The following is a 22,106-nucleotide window of genomic DNA, read 5'->3' on the forward strand; positions in this document are numbered from 1 at the left end:
TCAGGCCTCCTCGGGGGCGCGGGAGACGAGCTTCGTCCACGCCGTCACCACGTGCTCGCCGGTCTCGTCGTGGACCTCACCGCGGATGTCGATGATGTCGTTGCCCGCCATGGACCTCACGGTCTCGATGGTGGAGGTGACGGAGAGCCGGTCACCCGCGCGCACCGGGCGGGAGTACGCGAACTTCTGGTCGCCGTGCACGACGCGGCTGTAGTCCAGCCCCAACTGCGGGTCCTCGACGACCTGGCCGGCCGCCTTGAACGTGATGGCAAACACAAAAGTCGGCGGCGCGATCACATCGGAGTAGCCGTACGACTTGGCCGCTTCGGGGTCGGTGTAGACGGGATTGGCGTCACCCACCGCAACCGCGAATTCGCGGATCTTCTCCCGGCCGACCTCGTACGGATCGGTGGGCGGGTAGCTCCGCCCCACGAAGGACTGGTCGAGAGCCATGCTCACTACCTCCTGTTGAAGGGACACGAAAGACAGAAGAACAAGAAGAAAGAAGACAAAGGTGGGTGCGGAAACGACACGAGGCCGCCCCCCAATGAAGGGGACGACCTCATGACGGTGCCTGTTATTCGAGACTTCGCTGGGGTCAGCGGGTCTCGCGGTGCGCGGTGTGCGAGTTGCAGCGCGGGCAGTGCTTCTTCATCTCAAGACGGTCCGGGTTGTTACGCCGGTTCTTCTTGGTGATGTAGTTCCGCTCCTTGCACTCCACGCAGGCCAGCGTGATCTTCGGGCGGACGTCGGTGGCAGCCACGTGAGTGCTCCTTGACGGAAATTGGGACGGATGAACGCATACAAGAGTAGCCGACCGGGAGACCGACCCCGCAATCGGCTACTGTGTGTAGCGGCGACCGGACTTGAACCGGTGACACAGCGATTATGAGCCGCTTGCTCTACCGACTGAGCTACGCCGCTTTGATGTGATCAGCTCCCCACCCGAGGGCGGGGAACCTCTCTCACCAGAGCCCCAATGCGGAATCGAACCGCAGACCTTCTCCTTACCATGGAGACGCTCTACCGACTGAGCTATTGGGGCGAGCGATGAAGACATTACACGGTTGCCCGCCGATCGCCCAAATCCTTTGCGGGGACAGGGCTCCGAGGGGGTCGTGCGCCCCTTCTCGATCAACCCACCGACCACTCCCGCCTCACTTTTCTACCGGAATGTGTGCGGGCTCACACTCACGCGGGCGCCAAGTACCCCCGGCCCGACCCCGGCCCGGCCCAGCCCGGCCCAGCGCGGCCCAACCCACGGGGCGCACACGCGGGCGCCCCCACGCACGGGCACCCCGCCCACCACGCACGAGCACCGCACCCACCACGTACGGGGCACCCGACCCACCACGTACGCCCACCCCACCCACCACGTACGGGCACCACACCAGTACGACTATTGCGCTCTTCCGTGAAGCGGGGTGCGCCGCGCCCTAGGCTCTGAGCACGCTGCGTGATCTTGGGCCGCGGGCCGCGGCCAGGGCCCAGGACCCGCCCGAGCCACCGCAGGAGCGCGATGTCCGACAGCCAGCCGCAGCAGCCGTTCCAAGCCCCCCGTCCTGGCAACGGCAACGCGGCCGCAGCCGAGGCCACCACCCTGCTGCTCGCCGGAGCCCGCCTCACGGACGGCCGGACCGTCGACGTCCGCCTCAGCGGCGGACGAATCCAGGCCGTCGGCACCGCGGGCAGCCTCCCCTCCCCCGCGCTCTCCCGGGTCGACCTGGGCGGCTACCTGCTGCTCCCCGCCCCCGCCGAGCCCCACGCCCACGGGGACACCGCGCTGACCGCCGACGGCGAGGGCCCCGTCTCGTACACCCCCGACGAGGTCCAGCGCAGGGCCACCGAGGCGGCCCTGCTCCAACTCGGCCACGGCGCCACCGCCGTGCGCTCCCACGTCCGCATCGGCGACATGCACGGCCTCGGCCCCATGGAGGCCGTCCTCCAGGCCCGCCGCTCCCTGCGCGGGCTCACCGACCTCACCGCCGTGGCCGTGCCCCGGCTGCTGACCGGAGTGGCCGGCGCGGACGGGCTCGCGATGCTGCGCGACGCGGTCAAGATGGGCGCCTCCGTGATCGGCGGCTGCCCGGACCTGGACCCGGACCCGACGGGCTTCCTCGAAGCCGTCCTGGACCTCGCCGCCGAGCACGGATGCCCCGTGGACCTGCACACGGACGGTGACGACCCCGGCCGCCTCTCCCGGCTCGCCGCGATGGCGGGCGGGCTGCGCCCCGGGGTGACCATCGGCCCCTGCGGCGGTCTGTCCCGGCTCCCGCTGGACGCGGCGGCCCGCGCCGCCGACCAGCTGGCGGCGGCCGGCGTACGGGTGACCTGCCTGCCCCAGGGCGACTGCGCGGCCCTGGAACGCCGCGGCTTGCGCACCGCCCCCGTCCGGCTCCTGCGCACGGCCGGGGTGCGGGTCGCCGCCGGCAGCGGAGCCCTGCGGGACGCCGGCAACCCGGTCGGCCGCGGCGACCCGCTGGAGGCCGCGTACCTGCTGGCCTCCCAGGGCGGATTGCGGGCGGGCGAGGCCTACGACTCGGTGAGCGCCTGCGCCCGCGAGGCCATGGGCCTGCCGGAGGTGCGGGTGGAGGCCGGCTTCCCGGCGGAGCTGCTCGCCGTGCGCGGGGACCGGATCGCGGGCGTGCTGTCCCTCGCCTACAGCCGGATCGTGATCCACCGGGGGCGGGTGGTAGCCCGTACGAGTGCCGTACGGGAGTACTGCGACTCCGCGGTCGCGGTGGCGCTCGACCTGCCCCGGCAGGGCCGTACGGAGCCCGGTCCCTGAAGTTCGCCGTGCGTTCGCGGGCGTGGGCGCCCCGCTCGTCGTACGGTCGGGGCATGCGCATCGTCATCGCGGGTGGACACGGTCAGATCGCGCTGCGGCTGGAGCGCCTGCTCGCCGCGCGCGGGTACGAGGTCGCGGGCATCATCCGCGATCCGGCACAGGGCGACGACCTGAGGGAGGCGGGGGCCGAGCCGGTGCTCTGCGACCTGGAGTCGGCCTCGGTGGAGCACGTGGCGGGGATCCTGCAGGGCGCGGACGTGGCGGTGTTCGCCGCCGGCGCGGGGCCCGGCAGCGGCATCGGGCGCAAGGACACCGTGGACCGGGGCGCGGCGGTGCTGTTCTCGGACGCCGCCGAACGGGCCCGTGTGCGCCGCTTCCTGATGGTGTCTTCGATGGGCGCGGACGCGCACCACGGGGGTGACGAGGTCTTCGACGCCTACCTGCGGGCCAAGGGCGAGGCCGACGACCACCTACGGACCCGGCTGGGCCTGGAGTGGACGATCCTGCGCCCCGGCTCGCTGCTCGACGACGCCGGGACGGGGCTGGTCCGGCTGGAGGCGCGGACGGGCCGTGGGGCCGTCCCGCGCGACGACGTGGCGGCGGTGCTGGCCGAGCTGGTCGAGACCCCGGCGACGGCGGGTCTGACGCTGGAGCTGGTCTCCGGTCCGACCCCGGTCCAGGTGGCCGTGAAGGACGTGGCGGGCAACTGACGACCGCTCCGGCGGTCGCTCCGACGACCGCTCCGACGGTCGCTCCGACGGCCACCCGGGCGGTGGTTCGGACGGTAGTTCGGACGGTGCTCCAGGCGACGGCTCAGAACCCGGCGTTCACCTTGTCGTCGGACCGCCCGACCGAATCCTGCTGGTACCGGTCCTCGTAGGCCTGCCGGATCCGCTCGATGCGCGTGCTGCGCTCGTCGGCCTCCTTCTCGGGGTACAGCAGGACCACTTCGTACGAGGTCTCGCGGACGACCTTGCCGTCCTTGCCGCGCCACTGGCCGTACCCGTCGTGGAGGGTCAGCCCCTCGGGGAAGGCGGGGGTGATCTCCCGGTCCAGGAACCGCATGAACTCCCGTTCCTCGATGGGCCCGCGCCCGTCGGGGCGTTCGGTGCCGAAGTACAGCCGGGTCTCCTGGTACGGCGCCCCCACGTCCGTGTGCAGGGCCGCTCCCATCAGAGCCGGAATCCCCGCGCCGAGCAGGGCGACGAGCACCCCGCCGCCGACCTTCCCCCGTGTGTCAGATGTCCATTTCACCCCCGGTGAACGAACAGGAGCCCGCGACGATGCGGGCGACGGCGAGAAGCCCGCCCGGCCCGGGTCGTCGGGCTCGGGACGGGCTTCTGGCAGCTGGGGCGATGAGCGGGTGGGCTACCGGGGGCTACCAGTAGATGACCGCGTACCCGTCGCTGCTGCCCGGGTCGCCGGACACGTTGACGCCGCCCGCGGAGCACCATCCGCTGCCGCCCTGGCCCGGCGTGCCGCAGTCGCCCGGACCGCGGTCCGCGGCGCTGCCGCCCCCGCCTCCGGTGCCGCCGGTGTTGTTGCGCGGGGCTTCGGCCGCGGCGCCGTCTCCGTCCACGGCCGGGCCACCGCCACCGGGGTTGTTGCCCCCGGGGTTGTTGCCGTTCCCGTTGTTGCGGGCGGAGCCACCGCCGCCACCGCCGGCGCCCCACGCCTGGACGAATACCGAGGTGACGCCCGGCGGGGCCGTGAAGGTCTTGTCCGAGGTGAACTGCTGCAGACCGTGGAGGACCTCGGGGAGCTTCTTGAGGTCTTCATGGCTGTGCTTCTTGGTCTCGGCCACCTTGGCGTTGTGCTGGTCCGCCGGCTTGGGATCGTCCGCGGACGCGGTCGGTGCCACCGCGATCAGCTGGCCGGTCAGGGCCGCCGCCGCGGCGATGGAGGCGAGCAGAACCCGGGAACGCCCCCGGGGCCGTTGAATCGTCGCCGTCTGATGCTTCAGGTTCATGGCACCCGACCGGCCGCGCCGGGGCTGTGGCCCAGGCAGGTGAGTAGTTCATCTGACCGGAGCAATTCGAGGGTGGGAATCGTTTCCACCGCATTCGGGGTCGAAAGGGATGACGTGCATGCCGGCGTGCACCTCGGCGTCCATGGCGGCGTCCCAGTCGACGCCCTCGGAATCGACGCGGGCGGGGCTTTGCCGCGCGGGGTCGGGGGCGCACGGGCGACCGCCATTCGAATGCAATCTCAGAGCGTCCGAACCAGGGTGCGGGAAATGACCCGCCGGGAGCGATACCACTCGTACGTCTTGCCGGGCTCCATGATCAGGTTCCTCCTCCTCTCCACGTGCAGGGAGAGGAGCAGGAAGGCTGCCCGGCTTGTAACCGAGAGGAAGGGCATCGATGAAGAATCGTCTCGTACTCGCTGGATGTGCCGTGGTGGCGAGCGTGGGCATGTGCATGGCGGCCTCGCCGGCCATGGCGCAGGCGCCGACCAAGGCGACCATCGCCTGCGGCGATGTCGCCGCACTCATCACCGCCGTGGAACAGGCGAATACGAACGGCGGCACGATCAATCTGGCCAAGGATTGTGCGTACCGCTTCACGGACGGCTTCGAAGGTTCGGAAAATGCCCTGCCGGCCATCACCGGGAACGTCGCGATCGTCGGCCACAACTCGACCCTGATCCGCTCCGTGACCGGCGGCAGCCCCCTCTTCCGCCTCCTCTCGGTGGACGAGGGCGGCACCCTCACCCTCAAGGGCACCACCGTGACCGGTGGCCGCACCGACGGGAACGGCGCCGGCATCGCCAACGCGGGCACCCTGCGTCTCGAGGACAGCAAGGTCGCCGGCAACCAGGCGGGCGGGGTCGGCGGCGGCATCGCCAACGAGGGCGGGGACGTCACCCTCGTCGACACCGAGATCCTGACCAACGTGGCCACGTCCGCCACGGACGACGCCGGTGACGGCGGCGGCCTCAGCAACAGCGCGACCGGCACCCTCACGCTCCACAAGACCACCGTCGCGGGCAACACCGCCGACCAGGACGGTGGCGGCATCCAGAACGAGGGCACGCTGAGCGTCGAGCACGGCCTCCTCACGAACAACGAGGCGCGCGACGGCAACGGCGGCGCCGTCAACAACCTGGGCTCCGCGAAGATCAGGCACACCAAGCTCATCGAGAACTGGGCCGGTCTCAACGGCGGGGCCGTCAACAACGCCGCGGGCGGGACCCTGGAGATCCAGCAGTCCACCCTCGCCAACAACAAGGCGGGCAACGACGGCGGCGCCGTCAACAACGCGGGCACCGCGACGCTGAAGAAGACGAAGGTCGAGTCGAACTCGGCCGGGCACGACGGCGGCGGCATCAACAACGCGGAGGAGGCGGGCGGCGACGCCACCCAGCTGACCCTGGAGCACTCGACGGTGGCGGAGAACCGCGCCGCCGGCGTCGGCGGCGGCATCAACAACCAGGCCGGCGCGGTCGTGACCCTCAAGGAGAGCAAGATCATCAAGAACCTGCCCGCGAACTGTGCCGGCACGGTCGCAGGCTGCTCCTGAACTCCCGACCGCGGCGCTGAGGCCAACCCGGCCGTAGCCCCGTGGTCCCGGCGTTAACGAGGAAGCCCCTCTGGTCTGCGTTTCCGCAGACCAGAGGGGCTTCTTTCGCGTGGCGGCGCCAGGGTTCGAACCTGGGTAGGCTGAGCCGGCAGATTTACAGTCTGCTCCCTTTGGCCACTCGGGCACACCGCCAAGAGACGCTGCCATTTTTTCCGCCTCGCGGCGGCGCTCCCTGGCAACGACGTAAACGATACCTGATGACCGGGGGTGCTTCGCCACCGGATTGATCAGCGATGCGGGTGGGTGCGGTGGCTAGGCTTTGCCGAGCGGGCCGGGGATGTCCGGCCGCGCCCTCCGGGGTGATCAAACCGACTTCAAGGAGCCACAGCACATGGCCGACTCCAGTTTCGACATCGTCTCGAAGGTCGAGCGGCAGGAGGTCGACAACGCCCTCAACCAGGCCGCCAAGGAGCTCTCGCAGCGCTACGACTTCAAGGGCACCGGCGCCACGATCGCCTGGTCCGGCGAGAAGATCCTGATGGAGGCGAACTCCGAGGAGCGCGTGAAGGCCGTCCTCGACGTCTTCGAGACCAAGCTGGTCAAGCGCGGGATCTCGCTCAAGGCGCTGGACGCCGGCGAGCCCCAGCTGTCCGGCAAGGAGTACAAGATCTTCGCCACGATCGAGGAAGGCATCTCCCAGGAGAACGCCAAGAAGGTCGCGAAGATCATCCGGGACGAGGGTCCCAAGGGCGTCAAGGCCCAGGTCCAGGGCGAGGAGCTGCGCGTCAGCTCCAAGAGCCGTGACGACCTGCAGGAGGTCCAGGCGCTGCTCAAGGGCAAGGACCTGGACTTCGCGATCCAGTTCGTGAACTACCGCTGACCCAGGTCCGAGACGACCTGCCACCACGCCGGCCTGGCGGTCCTCACCGACCGCCGGGCCGCGGCGTGTGCGGGGGTGCGGAGGTGTGTGCGGGGCGTGTGCGGCGCACGCGCCACCGCGGCCTCCTGTGGGTACTTGGGCGTCGGTGGGTGCGCCCACCAGGCTGAGGGCATCTCATCACCTCGCGGCAGGGGGTTCTCGCATGTCTGGGGCCGGCACGTTTCGCGAAGACTTCGGGGCGTCCGTCGTCGTCGCGCTGGTCGCGTTGCCGCTGTGCGTGGGGGTGGCGGTCGCCTCCGGGGTGCCGGCCGAGCTGGGGATCGTCACCGGGGTGATCGGGGGCCTGGTCACGGGGTGGTTCCGCGGGAGCTCGCTCCAGGTGAGCGGGCCCGCGGCCGGGCTCACGGTGCTCGTCTACGAGGCGGTGCAGACCCACGGGCTGCCCGCGCTCGGGGTGCTGGTGCTGGCCGCGGGGGTGGTGCAGCTGGGCATGGGGGTGCTGCGGCTCGGGCGGTGGTTCCGGGCGATCTCGGTGGCCGTCGTCCACGGGATGCTGGCGGGGATCGGGCTGGTCCTGATCTCCGGGCAGTTGTACGCCCTGGGCGGCGTGGACGCTCCGGGGCACACCCTGGCGAAGCTGGCCGGGGTGCACGAGCTCGGAGCGCAGGCCGACTGGGCCGCCGTACTGCTCGGGGTCGGGACGATCGCCGCCATGGTCGTCTGGCGCCGGATGCCCGCCCGGATGCGGCTCGCGCCCGGAGCGCTCGTCGGGGTGGCCGCCGCCACCGCCGCGGCGGCCCTGCTGCGGCTGCCCGTCGAGAAGGTGCGGGTCACGGGGGTGCTCTCGGCCGTGTCGCCGCCCGCCTGGGGCGATTTCCAGGCACTGGCCTCCTTCGGGGCGGCCGGGACCGTGGTCGCGCTGGCGCTGATCGCTTCCGCCGAGACGCTGTTCAGCGCCGCCGCCGTGGACCGCATGCACGACGGGCCGAGGACCGAGTACGACCAGGAGCTCATCGCCCAGGGCGTCGGCAACAGCGTGTGCGGGCTGCTCGGGGCGCTGCCGATGACCGCCGTGATCGTGCGCAGCGCCGCCAATGTGGAGGCCGGGGCACGCACGCGGGCGGCCCGGGTGATGCACGGCGGCTGGCTGCTGCTCTTCGCCGTGGCGTTCCCGCAGGTGCTGGAGGCCGTGCCGCTCGCCGCGCTGGCCGGGGTGCTGCTGCACGCGGGATGGAAGCTGCTGCCGGCGAAGGCGGTGGCCGCGCTGTGGCGTACGCACCGGGGCGAGGCGGTGGTGCTGCTGGCCACGGCCTCCGCGATCGTGGTCACCAACCTGTTCGAGGGGGTGCTGGTCGGGCTGGGGCTGGCCGTCGCCAAGGCGGCCTGGGAGACCTCCCATGTGCACATCGAGGAGGTGTGGGAGGACGAGGCGCTGTGCGTGCGGATCGTGGGGAACGCCAGCTTCCTGCGGCTGCCCAAACTGCTCGACGCGCTGGACGCGTTGCCGCACGGGCAGCCGGTCCGGCTCGACCTGAGCGGGCTGCGCCACCTCGACCACGCCTGTCTGACCGCTCTGGAGGGCTGGGAGCGGATGCGGACGCCGCTACCCGGCCGGGAGGGCGTCATCTAGCCGGCGTTTCCGACGCCGTCGTCGGCGGGCTCGGCGCGTTGGTCGGCGCCGGTATCTTCGCGGCCCTCGCCCCCGCGGCGCGGGCCGCGGGCGGTGCGCTGCTCGCCGCGCTCGTCCTGGCGGCCCTCGTGGCCTACTGCAACGCGCACTCCTCGGCGCGGCTCGCCGCCCGCTACCCGGCTTCGGGCGGCACGTACGTCTACGGGCGCGAGCGGATCGGGCCCTTCTGGGGCCAACTGGCCGGCTGGGGGTTCGTGGTCGGCAAGACCGCTTCCTGCGCGGCGATGGCCCTGACCGTGGGCGCGTACGTCCGGCCCGGGCGCCGGCATGCCGTGGCCGTCGCGGCGGTCGTGGCGCTGACCGCCGCGAGCTACGGCGGTGTGCAGCAGTCCGCCCGGATCGCCGGGCTGTCGTGGCGGTGGTGTTGGCGGTGTGGCCGGGGTGGTCGTGGTGTGCCTGACCTTTGGTGCGGCCGGGGCGGGGCGGCCGAGCGGCTCGGACTGGGACGCCGCCGGGCTGTTGGGGGGTGCCGGTCTGCTGTTCTTCGCCTTCGCGGGCTACGCCCGGATCACCACCTTGGGCGAGGAGGTGCGCGACCCGGAACGGACGATCCCGCGGGCGGGTGCCGCTCGCGCTGGGGATCGCACTGCTGGTGTACGCCGCGGTGGCGGTGGCGGCGCTGTCGGTGCTCGGTGCCGACGGGCTGGCACGGTCGGCGGCCCCGCTCGCCGACGCGGTCCGGGCGGCCGGCCGCCTGCGGGGCGCGATCGGTTTCTCCTCCTTCGGGGTTGCTCGTCTCCTACGCGATCGCGAACGCCTCGGCGTGGACTCTCGATTCAGGTGTCAAGGGGCGGGCCGTGGCAGCGGTCGGGCTGTCCGGCTGTGTGGTGCCGGCGTGCGCGATGCCCTTCGCGGGGGCGGCGGTGCCGGCGCTCGGCGCGCTGGTCTACGGGGTGCGCAGCCGGCTCAGATCCGCGATCTGAACTCGGCCCAGGGCTCCAGCTCCAGGTCGCACTCCTCCCCCAGGCCGGACTCCTCGCAGAACCAGGCGGTGCCGTCGAGCCAGCCGCGCAGCCAGCCGGCCAGGCTCGGGGTGTCGACGGACCAGGCGAGGTCCGGCTCTCCGAGGCTCGGGTCGAACAGCAGTACTTGGGTGGTTTCGGAACGGCAGTCCACGCAGGCGTACATGGTGCAGCCGAAGTCGGCTATCGGCAGCACGCCCTCGGGCCAGCGCCAGCCTGACGCGCGGTGCGCCTCGTAGCTCCGGATGCTCTGGCTCAGCGACAGCAGCCCGCCTTCGGGGCCGAATCCGCCGTCGCCGACGCGGGTGTACAGCGCGGTGAGCAACGGTGGCAGGGCGAAGCCGAGTATGCCTTCGGCCCGGGTGATCTCCCCGCTGCCCAACGGCGCGGGCAGAGTCCTTCCGTCCCCGCGCGCGGAGTTGTGCGCACGGTCCGTGACTTGCTCCAGCAACTGCTCGGTCTCGTTCATGCGTTCATGGTGACGCACCCCACCGACAGTCCGCCCGGCCTGTGGATAACCCGGTCAGCGGGAGGCGAACGGGGCGTCCGTCGGGACGATTTCGCGACCCAGGGGGAGCAGGGAGAGCGGGACCATCTTGAAGTTGGCGATACCGAAGGGGATGCCGATGATCGTGATGCAGAGGGCGATGCCCGTGACGATGTGGCTCAGGGCCAGCCACCAGCCGGCCAGGATCAGCCACAGGACGTTGCCGATGCAGGAGCCGGCGCCGGCGTCGTGGCGCTCGACGGTGGTGTAGCCGAAGGGCCAGAGGGCGTAGACGGCGATGCGGAAGGCGGCGATGCCGAAGGGGATGCCGATGATGGTGATGCAGAGCAGCACGCCCGCGAGGAGGTACGCCAGGAACAGCCAGATGCCGCTCAGGATGAGCCAGATGACGTTCAGGATTGTCTTCATTGGCGGCGGCCTGCCATCTGTTCGAGCCGGGCGATGCGCTCGGCCATCGGAGGGTGGGTGGAGAACATCTTGGAAAGGCCCTCACCTGGACGGAACGGGTTGGCGATCATCATATGGCTCGCCGTCTCCAGCCGCGGTTCCGCCGGCAGCGGGAGCTGCTTGGTGCCCGCGTCCAGCTTGCGCAGGGCGCTGGCCAGGGCGAGCGGGTCTCCTGTGAGCTGGGCCCCGGAGGCGTCGGCCTCGTACTCGCGCGAGCGGCTGATGGCCAGCTGGATCACGGAGGCGGCCAGCGGTCCCAGGATCATGATCAGCAGCATGCCGAGGAGCCCGGGTCCCTCGTCGTCGTTCGACCGGCCGATCGGAATCAGCCAGGCGAAGTTCACCAGGAACATGATCACCGAGGCGAGGGCGCCGGCGACGGACGAGATCAGGATGTCTCGGTTGTAGACGTGGCTGAGCTCGTGGCCGATGACCCCGCGCAGCTCGCGTTCGTCGAGGATGCGCAGGATGCCCTCGGTGCAGCAGACCGCGGCGTTGCGCGGGTTGCGGCCGGTGGCGAAGGCGTTGGGGGCCTCGGTGGGTGAGATGTAGAGGCGTGGCATGGGCTGGCGCGCGGACGTGGAGAGCTCGCGCACCATGCGGTAGAGCTGAGGGGCTTCGAACTCGCTGACGGGGCGGGCGCGCATCGCGCGTAGAGCCAGCTTGTCGCTGTTCCAGTACGCGTAGGCGTTCGTCCCCAGGGCGATGACGACGGCGACGATCAAGCCGGTCCGTCCGAAGAAGCTTCCGATGAGGATGATGAGTGCGGACAGCCCGCCGAGGAGTACGGCGGTCTTGAGCCCGTTGTGCCGGCGGTGCACGGTACGCCCTCCAAGTGGTGCGGCAGGGGGAGCCCCGTCATGGGTCTGAGGGTCTACGGTCCAGTGGACCCTCCCTTCCTGGTCAACGCGAGGTGAGGGCGTCTGGTTCCCAGGGCGCACGGGGGCGGCCGGCCGCCGCCGCCCCTTCCTGAGGGGCGGCGGGGCCGCGGCGGGCCTTGCTCCGAACGGGTGAGGGCGGTCCGGCGGCGTACGGGCTACTGCGCGAAGAGGCTGCCCGACGCGACGCGCAGGACCAGCTGCGGGGCGCCCGAGAGGACGATCGCGGTGATCGCGGTGACGACGATGGCGGCGGTCACCGGCCAGGGGGCCTTCGTACGGGTCCGCGCGCCCTCGGCGGCCTCGGCGCCCTCCGGGCCGCGGAAGAGCAGCGCGGTCCACCGCAGGTAGTAGTAGAGGGCGATGACGACGTTGACCGCCATGACCACGGCGAGCCAGCCCAGGCCGGCGTCGACCGCGGACCGGAAGACCGTGACCTTGGCGAAGAGCCCGATGATGCCCGGCGGCAGGCCCGCCAGGCAGAGCAGGAAGAAGGCCAGCGAGAGGGCGGCCAGCGGGCGCTCGGCGTACAGGCCCCGGTAGTCGCTGATCCGGTGGAGCGGCTTCGTACGGGCGACGAGGGCGGCCACGGCGAAGGCACCGAGGTTCACAGCGGCGTACATGAGGGCGTAGGCGACGGTGGAGCCGATCTGGTCGCGGCCGGAGTACGCGGCCGCGGCGATCGGGACCAGCAGGTAGCCGGCCTGGCCGACCGAGGACCAGGCGAGCAGCCGTACGGCGCTGTTCGGGCGGTCGGCGGACTGGCGCAGCGCGCCGGCGTTGCCCACGGTCATGGTGAGCGCGGCGAGGACGGCGAGGGCCGGGCCCCAGATGTCGGAGTACGCCGGGAAGGCGATCACGGTGACGAGGATGAGGCCGGTGAAGCCGACGGCCTTGCCGATCACCGAGAGGTAGCCGGCGATGGGCAGGGGGGCGCCGACGTAGGTGTCGGGGACCCAGAAGTGGAAGGGGACGGCGGCGGTCTTGAAGGCGAAACCGACGAGGGTGAGCGCGACGCCGGCCATGGCGAGGGTGTCGAGCTGCCTGGGGACGTCTTCGAGGCGGTCGGCGACCTGGGTGAGGTGCAGGGAGCCGGTGGCGGCGTAGACGAAGCTGACGCCCATCAGCGACACGGCGGTGGCGGTGACGGAGGAGAGGAAGAACTTGAGGGCGGCTTCGGAGGAGAGCCTGTCGCCGCGGCGCATGCCGACGAGGGCGAAGGCGGGCAGCGAGGCGACTTCGAGGGCGACGATCAGGGTGGCGAGGTCGCGGGAGGCGGGCAGCAGGGCCGCGCCGGCGGCGGAGGAGAGCAGCAGGAACCAGTACTCGCCGGCGGGCATGCGGAGGTCGCGGACGGCGGTGACCGACAGCAGCGCGGTGAGGAGGGCTCCGGCCAGCACCAGGAACTGGATGACCAGCGTGAAGTGGTCGGCGACGTAGCTGCAGGCCGCCGGGTCGCCGGTGAGGCAGAAGGTGGTGCGGTCGCCGGCGCGCAGCGGGAGCAGGGTGGCGGTCGCGGCGGCCAGGCCGGCGACCGAGATCCAGCCGAGGACCGGCTTGCGGTGCTCGGGCAGGAAGAGGTCGGCGACGAGGACGAGCAGGCCGACGGCCGCGGTGATCACCACGGGCGCGATGGCGAGCCAGTCGACGGACTGAACCAGGCTGGGGGGCTCGGCGGCGAGGACCGTCAGGGCCGTCAGGGCCGTCAGGGCCGTCATGAGTTGCCTCCTGCGAGGAGCTTCTGGACGGCCGGGTCGGTGAGGCCGAGGAGGACCGCGGGCCACAGGCCGGCGAGGACGGTGAGGGCGACGAGGGGGGTCCAGGCGGCGAACTCGTACCGCTGGATGTCCGCGACGGCGAGCTCGGGGCCGGCCTTGGGGTCTCCCATGCAGACGCGTCGTACGACGATCAGCAGGTAGGCGGCGGTGAGCAGGGTGCCGAACGCCCCGATGGCCATGTAGGTGAGGAAGGCGGGGCGGGAGAGGCCCTCGGCGGGGTCGAAGGCACCGAAGAGGGCCAGCATCTCGCCCCAGAAGCCGGCCAGGCCCGGCAGGCCGAGGGAGGCGACGGCGGCGAAGGCGAGGAAGGCGCCCATGCGGGGGGCGCGGCCGTAGAGGGCTGCGCCGGTGGCCCCGGCGAGGGTGTCGAGGTCGGCGGTGCCGTAGCGGTCCTTGAGGGCGCCGACCAGGAAGAAGAGGAGGCCGGTGATCAGGCCGTGGGCGATGTTGGCGAAGAGGGCGCCGTTGACTCCGGTGGGGGTCATGGAGGCGATGCCGAGGAGGACGAAGCCCATGTGGCCGACGGAGGAGTACGCGATGAGGCGCTTGAGGTCGCCCTTGTTGCCCTTGCGGGCCAGCGCGAGGCAGGCGAGCGATCCGTAGACGATGCCGACGGCGGCGAAGGCGCCCAGGTACGGGGCGAAGGTGGCCATGCCGTCGGGGGTGACGGGGAGCAGGATGCGGACGAACCCGTACGTGCCCATCTTGAGCAGGACGCCGGCCAGCAGGACGGATCCGACGGTGGGCGCGGCCGTGTGCGCGTCCGGCAGCCAGCTGTGCAGCGGCCACATCGGGGTCTTCACGGCGAGGCCGATCCCGATGGCGAGGACGGCCAGCAGCTGGGTGGTGTGGGTGAGTTCGCGGCCGTTGTCAGTGGCCAGTGCCACCATGTCGAATGTGCCGCTCTGCAGTCCGATCAGCAGCAGACCGAGCAGCATGACCACGGAGCCGAGGAGGGTGTAGAGGATGAACTTCCAGGCGGCGGCCTGCCTCTGAGCACCGCCCCAGCGGGCGATGAGGAAGTACATCGGGATGAGGACCATCTCGAAGGCGAGGAAGAAGAGCAGCAGGTCGAGGACGGCGAAGGTCGCGAGGGTGCCGGACTCGAGAACGAGGAGCAGCGCGACGAAGGCCTTCGGGGAGGGGCCTGCGGGGAGCTTGAAGTAGCTGTAGAGCGCGCAGAGGAAGAACAGCAGCGCGGTCATCAGGAGGAGGGGGAGCGAAATGCCGTCGACACCGAGGTGGATCCGGACGTCGAGCGCCGGGATCCAGCTGATGTCCGTCGTCGCCTGGAAGCGGGACGGGGCGTCGTGGTCGAAGCCCAGGGTGAGGGCGATCGTCGCGGCGAGGATCACGCCGGTCACGGTCACGCCGTGGCGGAGCACGGCCTGTTCTGGGCCGCGGCCCTTGAGGCCGGGTGGGGCCGGCAGGAGCGCGGCGACGGCGCCGAGGAGCGGTGCGGCCACGATGAACGCCAGAAGGAACTGCATCACGGACGGGCTGATATCAATCACGGCTGACTCACGGCTCACGATCCGGCGTTGACGTTGGCGAGGACGGCGGTGGCGATCGCCAGGACCACGGCGCCGGCGAGCAGGGCGCTCAGGTAGCTCTGCACGTTGCCGGTCTGGGCGCGGCGTACGAGGCTGCCGAGCAGCCGGGGGCCGGCGCCCGCGCCGCGGACGTACGTGTCCACGACCTCGCGGTCGAGGAAGCGGACGAGGCTTGCCGCCGCCCGGACGGGGCGGACGAAGAGCCGGTCGTAGACGGCGTCGAGGTGGAAGCCGTCGGCGGCGTGGCGGTGCAGCGGGCCGAGGAGCGCGCGTCCGGGGTCGGGGGCGGGCCCGGCCGGGACGGCGGGGTGGTCGTGGGTCACCTCGGCGACCTCGGGGGTCTCGGCGGCGGACTCGGCGGCTGCCGTGGCCGCGGATGCGGCGGCGGCCACGGCGGCGGGCTGCGGGGCGGCCGCTCCGGTGCCGGGGACGGCTCCGGGGACGGCTCCGGCGGTGGCGGGGGTCGTGGCCGTGCGGGCCGCGGCGCGCTGCCAGAGGGCGTAGGTGAGCATCACGCCGATGACCGCGGCGCCCGTGCCGAGGACCGAGGTGACCAGGGTCGGGGTGAGCTCTCCGCTGTCGAACCAGTCGGCGATGGGGCTCGCCGCGAGGCCGAAGCCGAGCGACGGGATCGCGAGCAGCCACAGCACGCCGGTCATGGCGACGGGCTCCTTGCCGTGGTCGGGGGCGGCCGCGCCCCGGCCGCGGAAGGCCATCAGCCACAGCCGGGTGGCGTAGGCGGCGGTGAGCAGGGCGGTCAGCACGCCGGCGACGAGCACCAGCCAGCCGGCGCTGGTGGGCGCGAGGTCCGAGTGGCCGGTGGCGGTCTGCTCGGCGGCGACGAGGACGGCTTCCTTGGAGAAGAAGCCGGCGAAGGGCGGGATCGCGGCGAGCGCGAGCAGCGCGATCGTCATCGTCCAGAAGGCGTCGGGGATGCGCTTGGTCAGGCCGTCCATACGGGACATGGCGGCCAGGGAGTTCGTACCGGCGGCGTGGATGATCACGCCCGCACCGAGGAAGAGGAGCGCCTTGAAGACACCGTGGGACAGGAGGTGGAAGACGGCGGCGCCACGGTCGCCGACGGCCAGGGCGCCCGTCATGTAGCCGAGCTGGCCGATCGTGGAGTAGGCGAGCACCCGCTTGATGTCGTCCTGGGCGAGGGCGGCGAGGGCGGAGCCGACCATCGTGACGGCCGCCATGACGGCCATGACCACCAGTGCGGCGCGGGAGGCCGCGAAGACGGGGAGGAGACGGGCGATGAAGTAGACACCGGCGGCGACCATCGTCGCGGCGTGGATCAGCGCGGAGACCGGGGTGGGGCCCGCCATGGCGTCGGGGAGCCAGGTGTGCAGCGGGAACTGCGCGGACTTGCCCGCGACTCCGGCGAGCAGGAGCAGCGCGATCAGCGTCGGGTGGTCGAGGCCGCCGGCGCCGACGGTGCTCAGGATCTTCGTGATCTGGAAGGAGCCGGCGTCGGTGGCGAGCGCGAACAGGCCGATCAGGAAGGGGACGTCACCGAGCTTGGTGACGAGGAAGGCCTTCAGGGAGGCGGAGCGGGCCGCCTCGGTCTCCCAGTAGTGGCCCACCAGGAAGTACGAGCAGATGCCCATGACCTCCCAGCCGACCAGCAGCACCATCAGGTCGCCGGAGTAGACGACGAGCAGCATCGCGGAGGTGAACAGTGAGACGAGAGCGGCATACGACGGGTAGCGCGGGTCCTCACGGAGGTACGCCGTCGAGTAGAGCTGTACGCAGGTGGCGACGAGCCCGACCAGGATCGCGACCAGCACGGCGAAGCCGTCCAGGTAGAGCGAGAGGTCGATCGGCACCGAGCCGGTCGGGGTCAGCTCGGTCGCCGTGCTGATGGCCGGGCCGCCGCCCTGGCGGACGGCGACGATCACGGCCAGTACGGCGGCGCCGAGCGTCGGCAGGATCGCGAGCGGCCGGACGAACCCGGGGGCGGTGCGGCCGAAGAGCAGTCCCGCCACAGCGCCCAGGAAGGGGAGCAGCGGGACGAGGACGGCGAGGGTCGTGGTGCTCACGCGGTGACCTCGCTCGGGGTGTTCGGGGAGTTCGGGGACTTCTGGGCGGGCTCGTGGCCTTCGGCGGTGTCGCGCAGCCGGTCGACGTCCGAGGTGCCGCGGTTGCGGTAGACCATCAGCACGATCGCGAGGCCGATGCCGATCTCGGCGGCGGCGATGGCGATGGTGAAGAGGGTGAGGGCCTGGCCGGCGTGCAGGGCGTCGCGGAGCCAGACGTCGAAGGCCACCAGGTTGAGGTTGACGGCGTTGAGCATCAGCTCGACGGACATCAGGACCAGGATGGCGTTGCGGCGGGCGAGTACGCCGTACAGGCCCGTGCAGAAGAGGAGCGCCGCGAGTACGGCGGGGTAGGCGAGGTGCATCAGCGCTGCCCCTTGTCGCTGGCGTCGGCGTCTTCGGCGGGGTCGGTCCTGCGGGACAGCACGATGGCGCCGATCAGGGCCGCGAGGAGGAGGACGGAGAGCGCCTCGAAGGGCAGCACCCAGTGCTGGAAGAGGATCTCGCCGGAGACCTTCGTCGAGCCCTGGACCGGCCCGTCGAGGTCGATCCAGGTCGTGCGGAAGGCGTCGACGACGACCCAGACCAGTGCCACGGCGGCGACGGCGGCGACACCGAGGGCGATCAGGCGGTTGCCGGAATCCGCGTCCGGGGACCGCCCGATGGGCGCCTTGGTGAGCATCAGCCCGAAGAGGAGGAGGACGACCACGGATCCGAGGTAGATGAGGACCTGGACCCAGGCGATGAACTCGGCGGTCAGCAGCAGGTACTCGACGGCGATGCCGCCGAGTGCGACGACCAGCCAGAGGGCGGCGTGCACGAGCTGCCGGGTGGTGACCGTGACGAGGGCCGCGCCGAGGGTGGCGAGTCCGACGAGCACGAAGGCGATCTCGACGCCGGTCGGGGAGAGGAAACCGGGCCCGGTGGCGGCGGCCTGGGCTGCGGCCAGGGTGGCGGCGGGGGTCACGCGTCTCCCTCCGGGGTCGGGGTGGTCGGGGGTTCGGTTCCGCCGTCCGCGGCCGCGGCCTCGGCGGCGGCTGCTGCTTCGGCGGCGGCTGCTGCTTCGGCGGCGGCTGCTGCTTCGGCTGCCGCGGCGGCGGCCGCCGCGGCTTCGGCCTTCTCCACTGCCTTGCGGGCGGCGGCGATCTCCTTGGGCTCCTCGGCGGCCGGGTCCAGCGCGGGCGGGGCCGGGACGGTCCACATCCACTCGCGGAGCTTGTCGCGCTCGTGGGTCAGCTCGTGGATGTCGGTCTCCGCGTACTCGAACTCCGGCGACCAGAAGAGGGCGTCGAAGGGGCACACCTCGATGCAGATCCCGCAGTACATGCAGAGGGAGAAGTCGATGGCGAAGCGGTCGAGGACGTTGCGGCTGCGCTCGCGGCCACCGGGGGTGGAGGCGGGAACCGTCTCCTTGTGGGAGTCGATGTAGATGCACCAGTCGGGGCACTCACGGGCGCACAGCATGCAGACCGTGCAGTTCTCCTCGAACAGGCCGATGACCCCGCGGGAGCGGGGCGGGAGTTCGGGCTGGACCTCGGGGTACTGGGCCGTGTGCGAGCGCTTCGTCATCGTGCGCAGCGTGACGGCCAGGCCCTTGGCGAGTCCGGATCCGGGGATGGGCATCAGTTCATCGCCACCTTCACGATGCCGGTGAGCGCGATCTGGGCGAGCGCGAGCGGGATGAGTACGGTCCAGGCGAGCTTCTGGAGCTGGTCCTCGCGCAGGCGCGGGTAGCTCACGCGGAGCCAGATCACGACGAAGGCGAGGATCCCGGTCTTGAGCAGGGTCCAGACCCAGCCGAGGCCGTCGGCGCCGAAGGGGCCCTGCCAGCCGCCGAGGAAGAGGACGGTGGTGAGGGCGCAGAGGACGACGATGCCGGCGTACTCGGCGAGGAGGAACAGCGCGAAGCGCAGGCCGGTGTACTCGGTGTACGCGCCGAAGATGATCTCCGAGTCGGCGACGGGCATGTCGAAGGGGGGCCGCTGCAGTTCGGCGAGGCCGGCGGTGAAGAAGACGAGCGCGCCGGCGATCTGCCAGGGCAGCCACCACCACTGGAAGCTCTCCACGATGCCGGGGAGGGAGACCGTTCCGGCGGCCATCGCGACGGAGGCGGCGGCGAGCAGCATGGGGAGCTCGTAGGCGAGCAGCTGGGCGGCGGTGCGCAGGCCGCCGAGCAGGGAGAACTTGTTCGCGGAGGCCCAGCCGGCCATGAGGGAGCCGAGGACTCCGACGCCCATGACGGCGAGCACGAAGAACAGGCCGGCGTCGATGACCTGGCCGACCGCGCCCTCGCCCGGGCCGATGGGGATGGCGAGGAGGACGAGGAGGTACGGCAGCAGGGCGACGGCGGGGGCCAGCTGGAAGATCCGGCGGTCGGCGTTGGCCGGGACGATGTCTTCCTTCTGCGCGAACTTCACGCCGTCGGCGACGAGCTGGGCCCAGCCGTGGAAGCCGCCGGCGTACATGGGGCCGAGGCGGCCCTGCATGTGGGCCATCACCTTGTGCTCGGTCTGCCCGACGACGAGCGGGAGCACGAGGAAGACGGCGAAGACGACGATCAGCCGCAGGGCGACGTCGAGGACGTCGTTCACGCGTCGCCTCCGTTGTCGGTGGTGGGGTGGGTCTGGGTGGGGTGGGGGGCGTCCGCGTCCGCGGGTGCCTCCGGCGGGGTCTGCGGGGTGTCGGCCTGCGGCTCGGTGGCCGCGGGCTTCGCCGCGTCCGCGTCTGCCTTCGGCGCGGTCGGCTTCGGCTCGGGCTCGGGCTTCGTCGGGGCCGTCGGCTCCTCGAAGGCGGGCTTCGGGTCGTGCCAGGGGGCGTCCGAGCTGCGGGGCGCGACCCGGCGGGGCGCGGGCTGCGGCGCGTCCGGGGTCTGGCTCGCGGAGCCCTCCGTCGCCGAGCGGGTACGGCGCGGCGTGCGGGCCGGGGCTTCGGTGTTCGGGGTCGCCGGGGTGGCCTCGGTCGGCGGGACCTCCGGGGCGGAGGAAGTGCGGCGGACCGGAGCTTCGGCGGTCCGGGTCGCCGGGGTCTCCCCCGGCTCCGGGGCGGTCGGGGCCTGGCTCGCGGAACCGTCGCTCGCGCTGCGGGTACGGCGCGGCGTGCGGGCCGGGGCTTCGGTGTTCGGGGTCGCCGGGGTGGCCTCGGTCGGCGGGACCTCCGGGGCGGAGGGAGTGCGGCGGGCCGGGGCTTCGGCGTTCGGGGTCGCCGGGGTGGCCTCGCTCGGCGGGGTCTCCTCCGGCGCCACGGGCGCCTGGCCAGCGGAGCCTTCCGCTACCGAGCGGGTGCGGCGGGGTGGGCGGGCCTCGGCTGCCGGAGGCTGGGTGGCCGAGCCCTCGGCGACCGAGCGGGTGCGGCGGACCGGGGCGCCCTCGCGCGGGGTGCCGGCGGCACGCGGGGTGCGGGCCGGGCGGGCGGGGGCCGGCGGCAGCTGGCCCTTCATCGGGCCCCAGTCGTTGGGGTCCGGGACGCCCGGCGGAAGCATCTGACGGCGCTTCGGCGCGTCCGGGTCGTGGGCCTCGCCCGGTTCCTTGGCGCCGGGCCAGGCCTTGGCGACGCGCGCGGCCAGGACGAAGTCCTTGCGCAGCGGGTGCCCCTCGAAGTTCTCCGGGAGGAGGAGGTGGACGAGGTGCGGGTGGTCGGTGAAGACGACCCCGAACATCTCGTACGTCTCGCGCTCGTGCCATTCCGCTCCCGCGTAGACGGCGATCGCCGACGGCAGGGAGGGGGCGCTGTGCGGGACGGTCGTGCGCAGCAGGAGGCGGCGTACGCGGTGGTTCTCCAGCGAGGCGACGTGCGCGCAGATCCGGAAGCCGGTGCCGGGCTCGTCGACCGCGCTCAGCCAGTCGAAGTAGGTGCAGCCCAGCTTGTCGCGGGCGATTTCGAGGGCGGCGATCCAGCTGCCGACGGGCACGTCCACGGTGAGGACGTCGTACGAGAACTCGGCGACGGCCTCGGCCCCGAAGACCGTCGGCGCCGCGTCGGGGAGGGAGTCGTAGAGGTTCACGCGCCGCTCCCGGGGGCCGGCGGGGCCGTGACCAGGCCGCTGGTGAGCTGGGAGACGGACGGCCCGGCCGCGTAGCGGTCGGCCAGCGACTCGCGGGCGATCTTCTCCTGGAGCTTGAGGATGCCCTGGAGGAGCGCCTCAGGGCGCGGCGGGCAGCCGGGGACGTAGACGTCGACGGGGATGATCTGGTCGACGCCCTTGGTCACCGAGTACGAGTCCCAGTACGGGCCGCCGCAGTTGGAGCAGGCGCCGAAGGAGATGACGTACTTCGGCTCCGGCATCTGCTCGTAGAGCCGCTTCACGGCGGGGGCCATCTTGTCCGTGACGGTGCCCGAGACGATCATGAGGTCGGCCTGGCGCGGCCCGGGCGCGAAGGGGATCACGCCGAGGCGGATGAAGTCGTGCCGGGCCATGGAAGCGGCGATGAACTCGATCGCACAGCAGGCCAGGCCGAAGTTGAAGACCCACAGGCTGTACCGGCGGCCCCAGTTCAGGACCACCTTCATGGGTTCCGGGGCGAGGCGGGAGAGGACTCCCAGGCGCTTGGGCTCCGGGAGAAGCTCCGGCTGAGGTGTCACGTCCATTCGAGGACGCCCTTCTTGTACGCATAGAGCAGGCCGACGGCCAGGAAGCCCAGGAAGATGAACATCTCCACCAGCGTCGTGGCGCCGTAACCGGCGGCGGCGAACACCGTCGCCCACGGGAACAGGAAGATCGAGTCGACGGCGAAGATGACGTAGAGGAACGCGTAGACGTAGTAGCGGACCTGGGTGTGCGCCCAGCCCTCGCCGACCGGGTCCACGCCGCATTCGTACGTCAGCAGCTTCTCGTGGGTCGGGACCACGGGCCGCAGCAGGCGGCCGGCGCCGAAGGCCACGGCCACGAAGAGCACACCGAGGGCTGCCAGCAGACCGACGACCGAATAACTCCGGAAGTAGTCCGCCGCGAGCACGGTTACGGTCGATACCGTTGGTTCGGGCACGTCCGTTCCTCGCTCCTCGGTCACTGTCGACGATCTGGTACGGACGGGAGTCTAGGGCCTGCCTCACACAGGGTGGGGTT

At 71.8% G+C, this 22,106-nt stretch carries 22 protein-coding genes, 3 tRNA genes and 1 pseudogene; 6 read left to right on the plus strand and 20 right to left on the minus strand.

Features of this window, described 5'->3' with window-relative positions:
* From ACZ4VT_RS08895 to ACZ4VT_RS08910, 4 genes are all read right to left on the minus strand, one after another.
* Complete coding sequence (locus ACZ4VT_RS08895; RefSeq protein WP_467947870.1) at positions 1 to 453, minus strand: FAS1-like dehydratase domain-containing protein; 453 nt, start codon at positions 451 to 453, stop codon at positions 1 to 3.
* Positions 454 to 598: 145 nt separating this feature from the next.
* On the minus strand, positions 599 to 763 hold the full coding sequence (gene rpmG / locus ACZ4VT_RS08900; protein ID WP_003956487.1) for a 50S ribosomal protein L33: 165 nt from the start codon (positions 761 to 763) through the stop codon (positions 599 to 601).
* An 88-nt stretch (positions 764 to 851) separates the two neighbouring features.
* Positions 852 to 924, minus strand: a tRNA-Met gene (locus ACZ4VT_RS08905).
* A gap of 48 nt (positions 925 to 972) precedes the next feature.
* Positions 973 to 1,045, minus strand: a tRNA-Thr gene (locus tag ACZ4VT_RS08910).
* Positions 1,046 to 1,519: 474 nt separating this feature from the next.
* Here ACZ4VT_RS08910 and ACZ4VT_RS08915 point away from each other — a divergent pair.
* Both ACZ4VT_RS08915 and ACZ4VT_RS08920 read left to right on the plus strand, forming a co-directional pair.
* Positions 1,520 to 2,788 (plus strand): amidohydrolase family protein, encoded by a 1,269-nt coding sequence (locus ACZ4VT_RS08915; RefSeq protein WP_467947872.1) that lies wholly within the window; start codon positions 1,520 to 1,522, stop codon positions 2,786 to 2,788.
* A gap of 53 nt (positions 2,789 to 2,841) precedes the next feature.
* Positions 2,842 to 3,498 (plus strand): SDR family oxidoreductase, encoded by a 657-nt coding sequence (locus ACZ4VT_RS08920; protein ID WP_467947874.1) that lies wholly within the window; start codon positions 2,842 to 2,844, stop codon positions 3,496 to 3,498.
* Positions 3,499 to 3,601: 103 nt separating this feature from the next.
* On the opposite strand, the gene ACZ4VT_RS08925 is transcribed toward ACZ4VT_RS08920, so the two are convergent.
* Both ACZ4VT_RS08925 and ACZ4VT_RS08930 read right to left on the minus strand, forming a co-directional pair.
* Positions 3,602 to 4,042: a DUF3574 domain-containing protein gene (locus tag ACZ4VT_RS08925; RefSeq protein WP_467947875.1), complete on the minus strand. Its 441-nt coding sequence runs from the start codon at positions 4,040 to 4,042 to the stop codon at positions 3,602 to 3,604.
* Between the two features lie 124 nt (positions 4,043 to 4,166).
* Positions 4,167 to 4,757: a hypothetical protein gene (locus ACZ4VT_RS08930; protein ID WP_467947877.1), complete on the minus strand. Its 591-nt coding sequence runs from the start codon at positions 4,755 to 4,757 to the stop codon at positions 4,167 to 4,169.
* Positions 4,758 to 5,151: 394 nt separating this feature from the next.
* Here ACZ4VT_RS08930 and ACZ4VT_RS08935 point away from each other — a divergent pair, with 394 nt between their 5' ends.
* Positions 5,152 to 6,309, plus strand: a complete 1,158-nt coding sequence (locus tag ACZ4VT_RS08935) for a hypothetical protein (RefSeq protein WP_467947878.1) — start codon at positions 5,152 to 5,154, stop codon at positions 6,307 to 6,309.
* A gap of 110 nt (positions 6,310 to 6,419) precedes the next feature.
* On the opposite strand, the gene ACZ4VT_RS08940 is transcribed toward ACZ4VT_RS08935, so the two are convergent.
* Positions 6,420 to 6,501: transfer RNA gene (locus ACZ4VT_RS08940), tRNA-Tyr, on the minus strand.
* A 199-nt stretch (positions 6,502 to 6,700) separates the two neighbouring features.
* Here ACZ4VT_RS08940 and ACZ4VT_RS08945 point away from each other — a divergent pair.
* From ACZ4VT_RS08945 to ACZ4VT_RS08955, 3 genes and pseudogenes are all read left to right on the plus strand, one after another.
* Positions 6,701 to 7,189: a YajQ family cyclic di-GMP-binding protein gene (locus ACZ4VT_RS08945; protein WP_030009008.1), complete on the plus strand. Its 489-nt coding sequence runs from the start codon at positions 6,701 to 6,703 to the stop codon at positions 7,187 to 7,189.
* A gap of 202 nt (positions 7,190 to 7,391) precedes the next feature.
* Positions 7,392 to 8,819 (plus strand): SulP family inorganic anion transporter, encoded by a 1,428-nt coding sequence (locus ACZ4VT_RS08950; protein ID WP_467947880.1) that lies wholly within the window; start codon positions 7,392 to 7,394, stop codon positions 8,817 to 8,819.
* Positions 8,771 to 9,802, plus strand: a pseudogene (locus tag ACZ4VT_RS08955) (amino acid permease). The gene ACZ4VT_RS08950 and the pseudogene ACZ4VT_RS08955 overlap by 49 nt, the downstream one beginning before the upstream one ends.
* On the opposite strand, the gene ACZ4VT_RS08960 reads toward ACZ4VT_RS08955, so the two are convergent.
* The 13 genes from ACZ4VT_RS08960 to ACZ4VT_RS09020 form a co-directional block, all read right to left on the minus strand.
* Positions 9,786 to 10,310 carry an SMI1/KNR4 family protein gene (locus tag ACZ4VT_RS08960; protein WP_467947882.1) on the minus strand — a complete coding sequence of 175 codons (525 nt, stop codon included), beginning with the start codon at positions 10,308 to 10,310 and terminating at the stop codon, positions 9,786 to 9,788. The pseudogene ACZ4VT_RS08955 and the gene ACZ4VT_RS08960 sit on opposite strands and share 17 nt — an antisense overlap.
* Positions 10,311 to 10,364: 54 nt before the next feature.
* Complete coding sequence (locus ACZ4VT_RS08965) at positions 10,365 to 10,757, minus strand: YccF domain-containing protein (RefSeq protein WP_467947884.1); 393 nt, start codon at positions 10,755 to 10,757, stop codon at positions 10,365 to 10,367.
* Positions 10,754 to 11,617: a zinc metalloprotease HtpX gene (gene htpX / locus ACZ4VT_RS08970; protein WP_351290608.1), complete on the minus strand. Its 864-nt coding sequence runs from the start codon at positions 11,615 to 11,617 to the stop codon at positions 10,754 to 10,756. The genes ACZ4VT_RS08965 and htpX overlap by 4 nt, the downstream gene beginning before the upstream one ends.
* Before the next feature lie 215 nt (positions 11,618 to 11,832).
* A complete protein-coding gene (locus ACZ4VT_RS08975) occupies positions 11,833 to 13,392 on the minus strand; it encodes an NADH-quinone oxidoreductase subunit N (protein ID WP_467947886.1) in 1,560 nt (519 codons plus the stop codon).
* Positions 13,389 to 14,942, minus strand: coding sequence for an NADH-quinone oxidoreductase subunit M (locus ACZ4VT_RS08980; RefSeq protein ID WP_467948147.1), 1,554 nt, complete (start codon positions 14,940 to 14,942; stop codon positions 13,389 to 13,391). Before ACZ4VT_RS08980 ends, ACZ4VT_RS08975 begins: the two co-directional genes overlap by 4 nt.
* A 38-nt stretch (positions 14,943 to 14,980) precedes the next feature.
* On the minus strand, positions 14,981 to 17,047 hold the full coding sequence (locus ACZ4VT_RS08985; RefSeq protein WP_467947888.1) for an NADH-quinone oxidoreductase subunit 5 family protein: 2,067 nt from the start codon (positions 17,045 to 17,047) through the stop codon (positions 14,981 to 14,983).
* Positions 17,044 to 17,409: an NADH-quinone oxidoreductase subunit NuoK gene (nuoK, locus tag ACZ4VT_RS08990; RefSeq protein ID WP_467947890.1), complete on the minus strand. Its 366-nt coding sequence runs from the start codon at positions 17,407 to 17,409 to the stop codon at positions 17,044 to 17,046. Before nuoK ends, ACZ4VT_RS08985 begins: the two co-directional genes overlap by 4 nt.
* Positions 17,409 to 18,011, minus strand: a complete 603-nt coding sequence (locus ACZ4VT_RS08995) for an NADH-quinone oxidoreductase subunit J family protein (RefSeq protein ID WP_362805847.1) — start codon at positions 18,009 to 18,011, stop codon at positions 17,409 to 17,411. Before ACZ4VT_RS08995 ends, nuoK begins: the two co-directional genes overlap by 1 nt.
* Complete coding sequence (locus ACZ4VT_RS09000; RefSeq protein ID WP_467948149.1) at positions 18,008 to 18,670, minus strand: NuoI/complex I 23 kDa subunit family protein; 663 nt, start codon at positions 18,668 to 18,670, stop codon at positions 18,008 to 18,010. Before ACZ4VT_RS09000 ends, ACZ4VT_RS08995 begins: the two co-directional genes overlap by 4 nt.
* The gene (locus ACZ4VT_RS09005; protein ID WP_467947892.1) at positions 18,667 to 19,635 is read right to left on the minus strand and encodes a complex I subunit 1/NuoH family protein; all 969 of its coding nucleotides are present in this window, start codon (positions 19,633 to 19,635) and stop codon (positions 18,667 to 18,669) included. The genes ACZ4VT_RS09000 and ACZ4VT_RS09005 overlap by 4 nt, the downstream gene beginning before the upstream one ends.
* A complete protein-coding gene (locus tag ACZ4VT_RS09010; RefSeq protein WP_467947894.1) occupies positions 19,632 to 21,044 on the minus strand; it encodes an NADH-quinone oxidoreductase subunit C in 1,413 nt (470 codons plus the stop codon). The genes ACZ4VT_RS09005 and ACZ4VT_RS09010 overlap by 4 nt, the downstream gene beginning before the upstream one ends.
* Positions 21,041 to 21,628 carry an NADH-quinone oxidoreductase subunit B gene (locus ACZ4VT_RS09015; protein WP_361753679.1) on the minus strand — a complete coding sequence of 196 codons (588 nt, stop codon included), beginning with the start codon at positions 21,626 to 21,628 and terminating at the stop codon, positions 21,041 to 21,043. Before ACZ4VT_RS09015 ends, ACZ4VT_RS09010 begins: the two co-directional genes overlap by 4 nt.
* Positions 21,619 to 22,026, minus strand: a complete 408-nt coding sequence (locus tag ACZ4VT_RS09020; protein ID WP_030710243.1) for an NADH-quinone oxidoreductase subunit A — start codon at positions 22,024 to 22,026, stop codon at positions 21,619 to 21,621. Before ACZ4VT_RS09020 ends, ACZ4VT_RS09015 begins: the two co-directional genes overlap by 10 nt.
* Between the last annotated feature and the right edge of the window lie 80 nt (positions 22,027 to 22,106).

The sequence above is a fragment of the Streptomyces sp. NPDC029164 genome, from assembly GCF_055563995.1.

What these genes read in the sequence shown, in the direction of transcription:
- ACZ4VT_RS08895 (WP_467947870.1), bottom strand. Translation starts at nt 453, where the DNA reads ATGGCTCTCGACCAGTCCTTCGTGGGGCGGAGCTACCCGCCCACCGAT.
- ACZ4VT_RS08915 (WP_467947872.1), top strand. Translation starts at nt 1,520, where the DNA reads ATGTCCGACAGCCAGCCGCAGCAGCCGTTCCAAGCCCCCCGTCCTGGC.
- ACZ4VT_RS08920 (WP_467947874.1), top strand. Translation starts at nt 2,842, where the DNA reads ATGCGCATCGTCATCGCGGGTGGACACGGTCAGATCGCGCTGCGGCTG.
- ACZ4VT_RS08930 (WP_467947877.1), bottom strand. Translation starts at nt 4,757, where the DNA reads ATGAACCTGAAGCATCAGACGGCGACGATTCAACGGCCCCGGGGGCGT.
- ACZ4VT_RS08935 (WP_467947878.1), top strand. Translation starts at nt 5,152, where the DNA reads ATGAAGAATCGTCTCGTACTCGCTGGATGTGCCGTGGTGGCGAGCGTG.
- ACZ4VT_RS08945 (WP_030009008.1), top strand. Translation starts at nt 6,701, where the DNA reads ATGGCCGACTCCAGTTTCGACATCGTCTCGAAGGTCGAGCGGCAGGAG.
- ACZ4VT_RS08950 (WP_467947880.1), top strand. Translation starts at nt 7,392, where the DNA reads ATGTCTGGGGCCGGCACGTTTCGCGAAGACTTCGGGGCGTCCGTCGTC.
- ACZ4VT_RS08960 (WP_467947882.1), bottom strand. Translation starts at nt 10,310, where the DNA reads ATGAACGAGACCGAGCAGTTGCTGGAGCAAGTCACGGACCGTGCGCAC.
- ACZ4VT_RS08965 (WP_467947884.1), bottom strand. Translation starts at nt 10,757, where the DNA reads ATGAAGACAATCCTGAACGTCATCTGGCTCATCCTGAGCGGCATCTGG.
- ACZ4VT_RS08975 (WP_467947886.1), bottom strand. Translation starts at nt 13,392, where the DNA reads ATGACGGCCCTGACGGCCCTGACGGCCCTGACGGTCCTCGCCGCCGAG.
- ACZ4VT_RS08980 (WP_467948147.1), bottom strand. Translation starts at nt 14,942, where the DNA reads ATGCAGTTCCTTCTGGCGTTCATCGTGGCCGCACCGCTCCTCGGCGCC.
- nuoK (WP_467947890.1), bottom strand. Translation starts at nt 17,409, where the DNA reads ATGCACCTCGCCTACCCCGCCGTACTCGCGGCGCTCCTCTTCTGCACG.
- ACZ4VT_RS09015 (WP_361753679.1), bottom strand. Translation starts at nt 21,628, where the DNA reads ATGGACGTGACACCTCAGCCGGAGCTTCTCCCGGAGCCCAAGCGCCTG.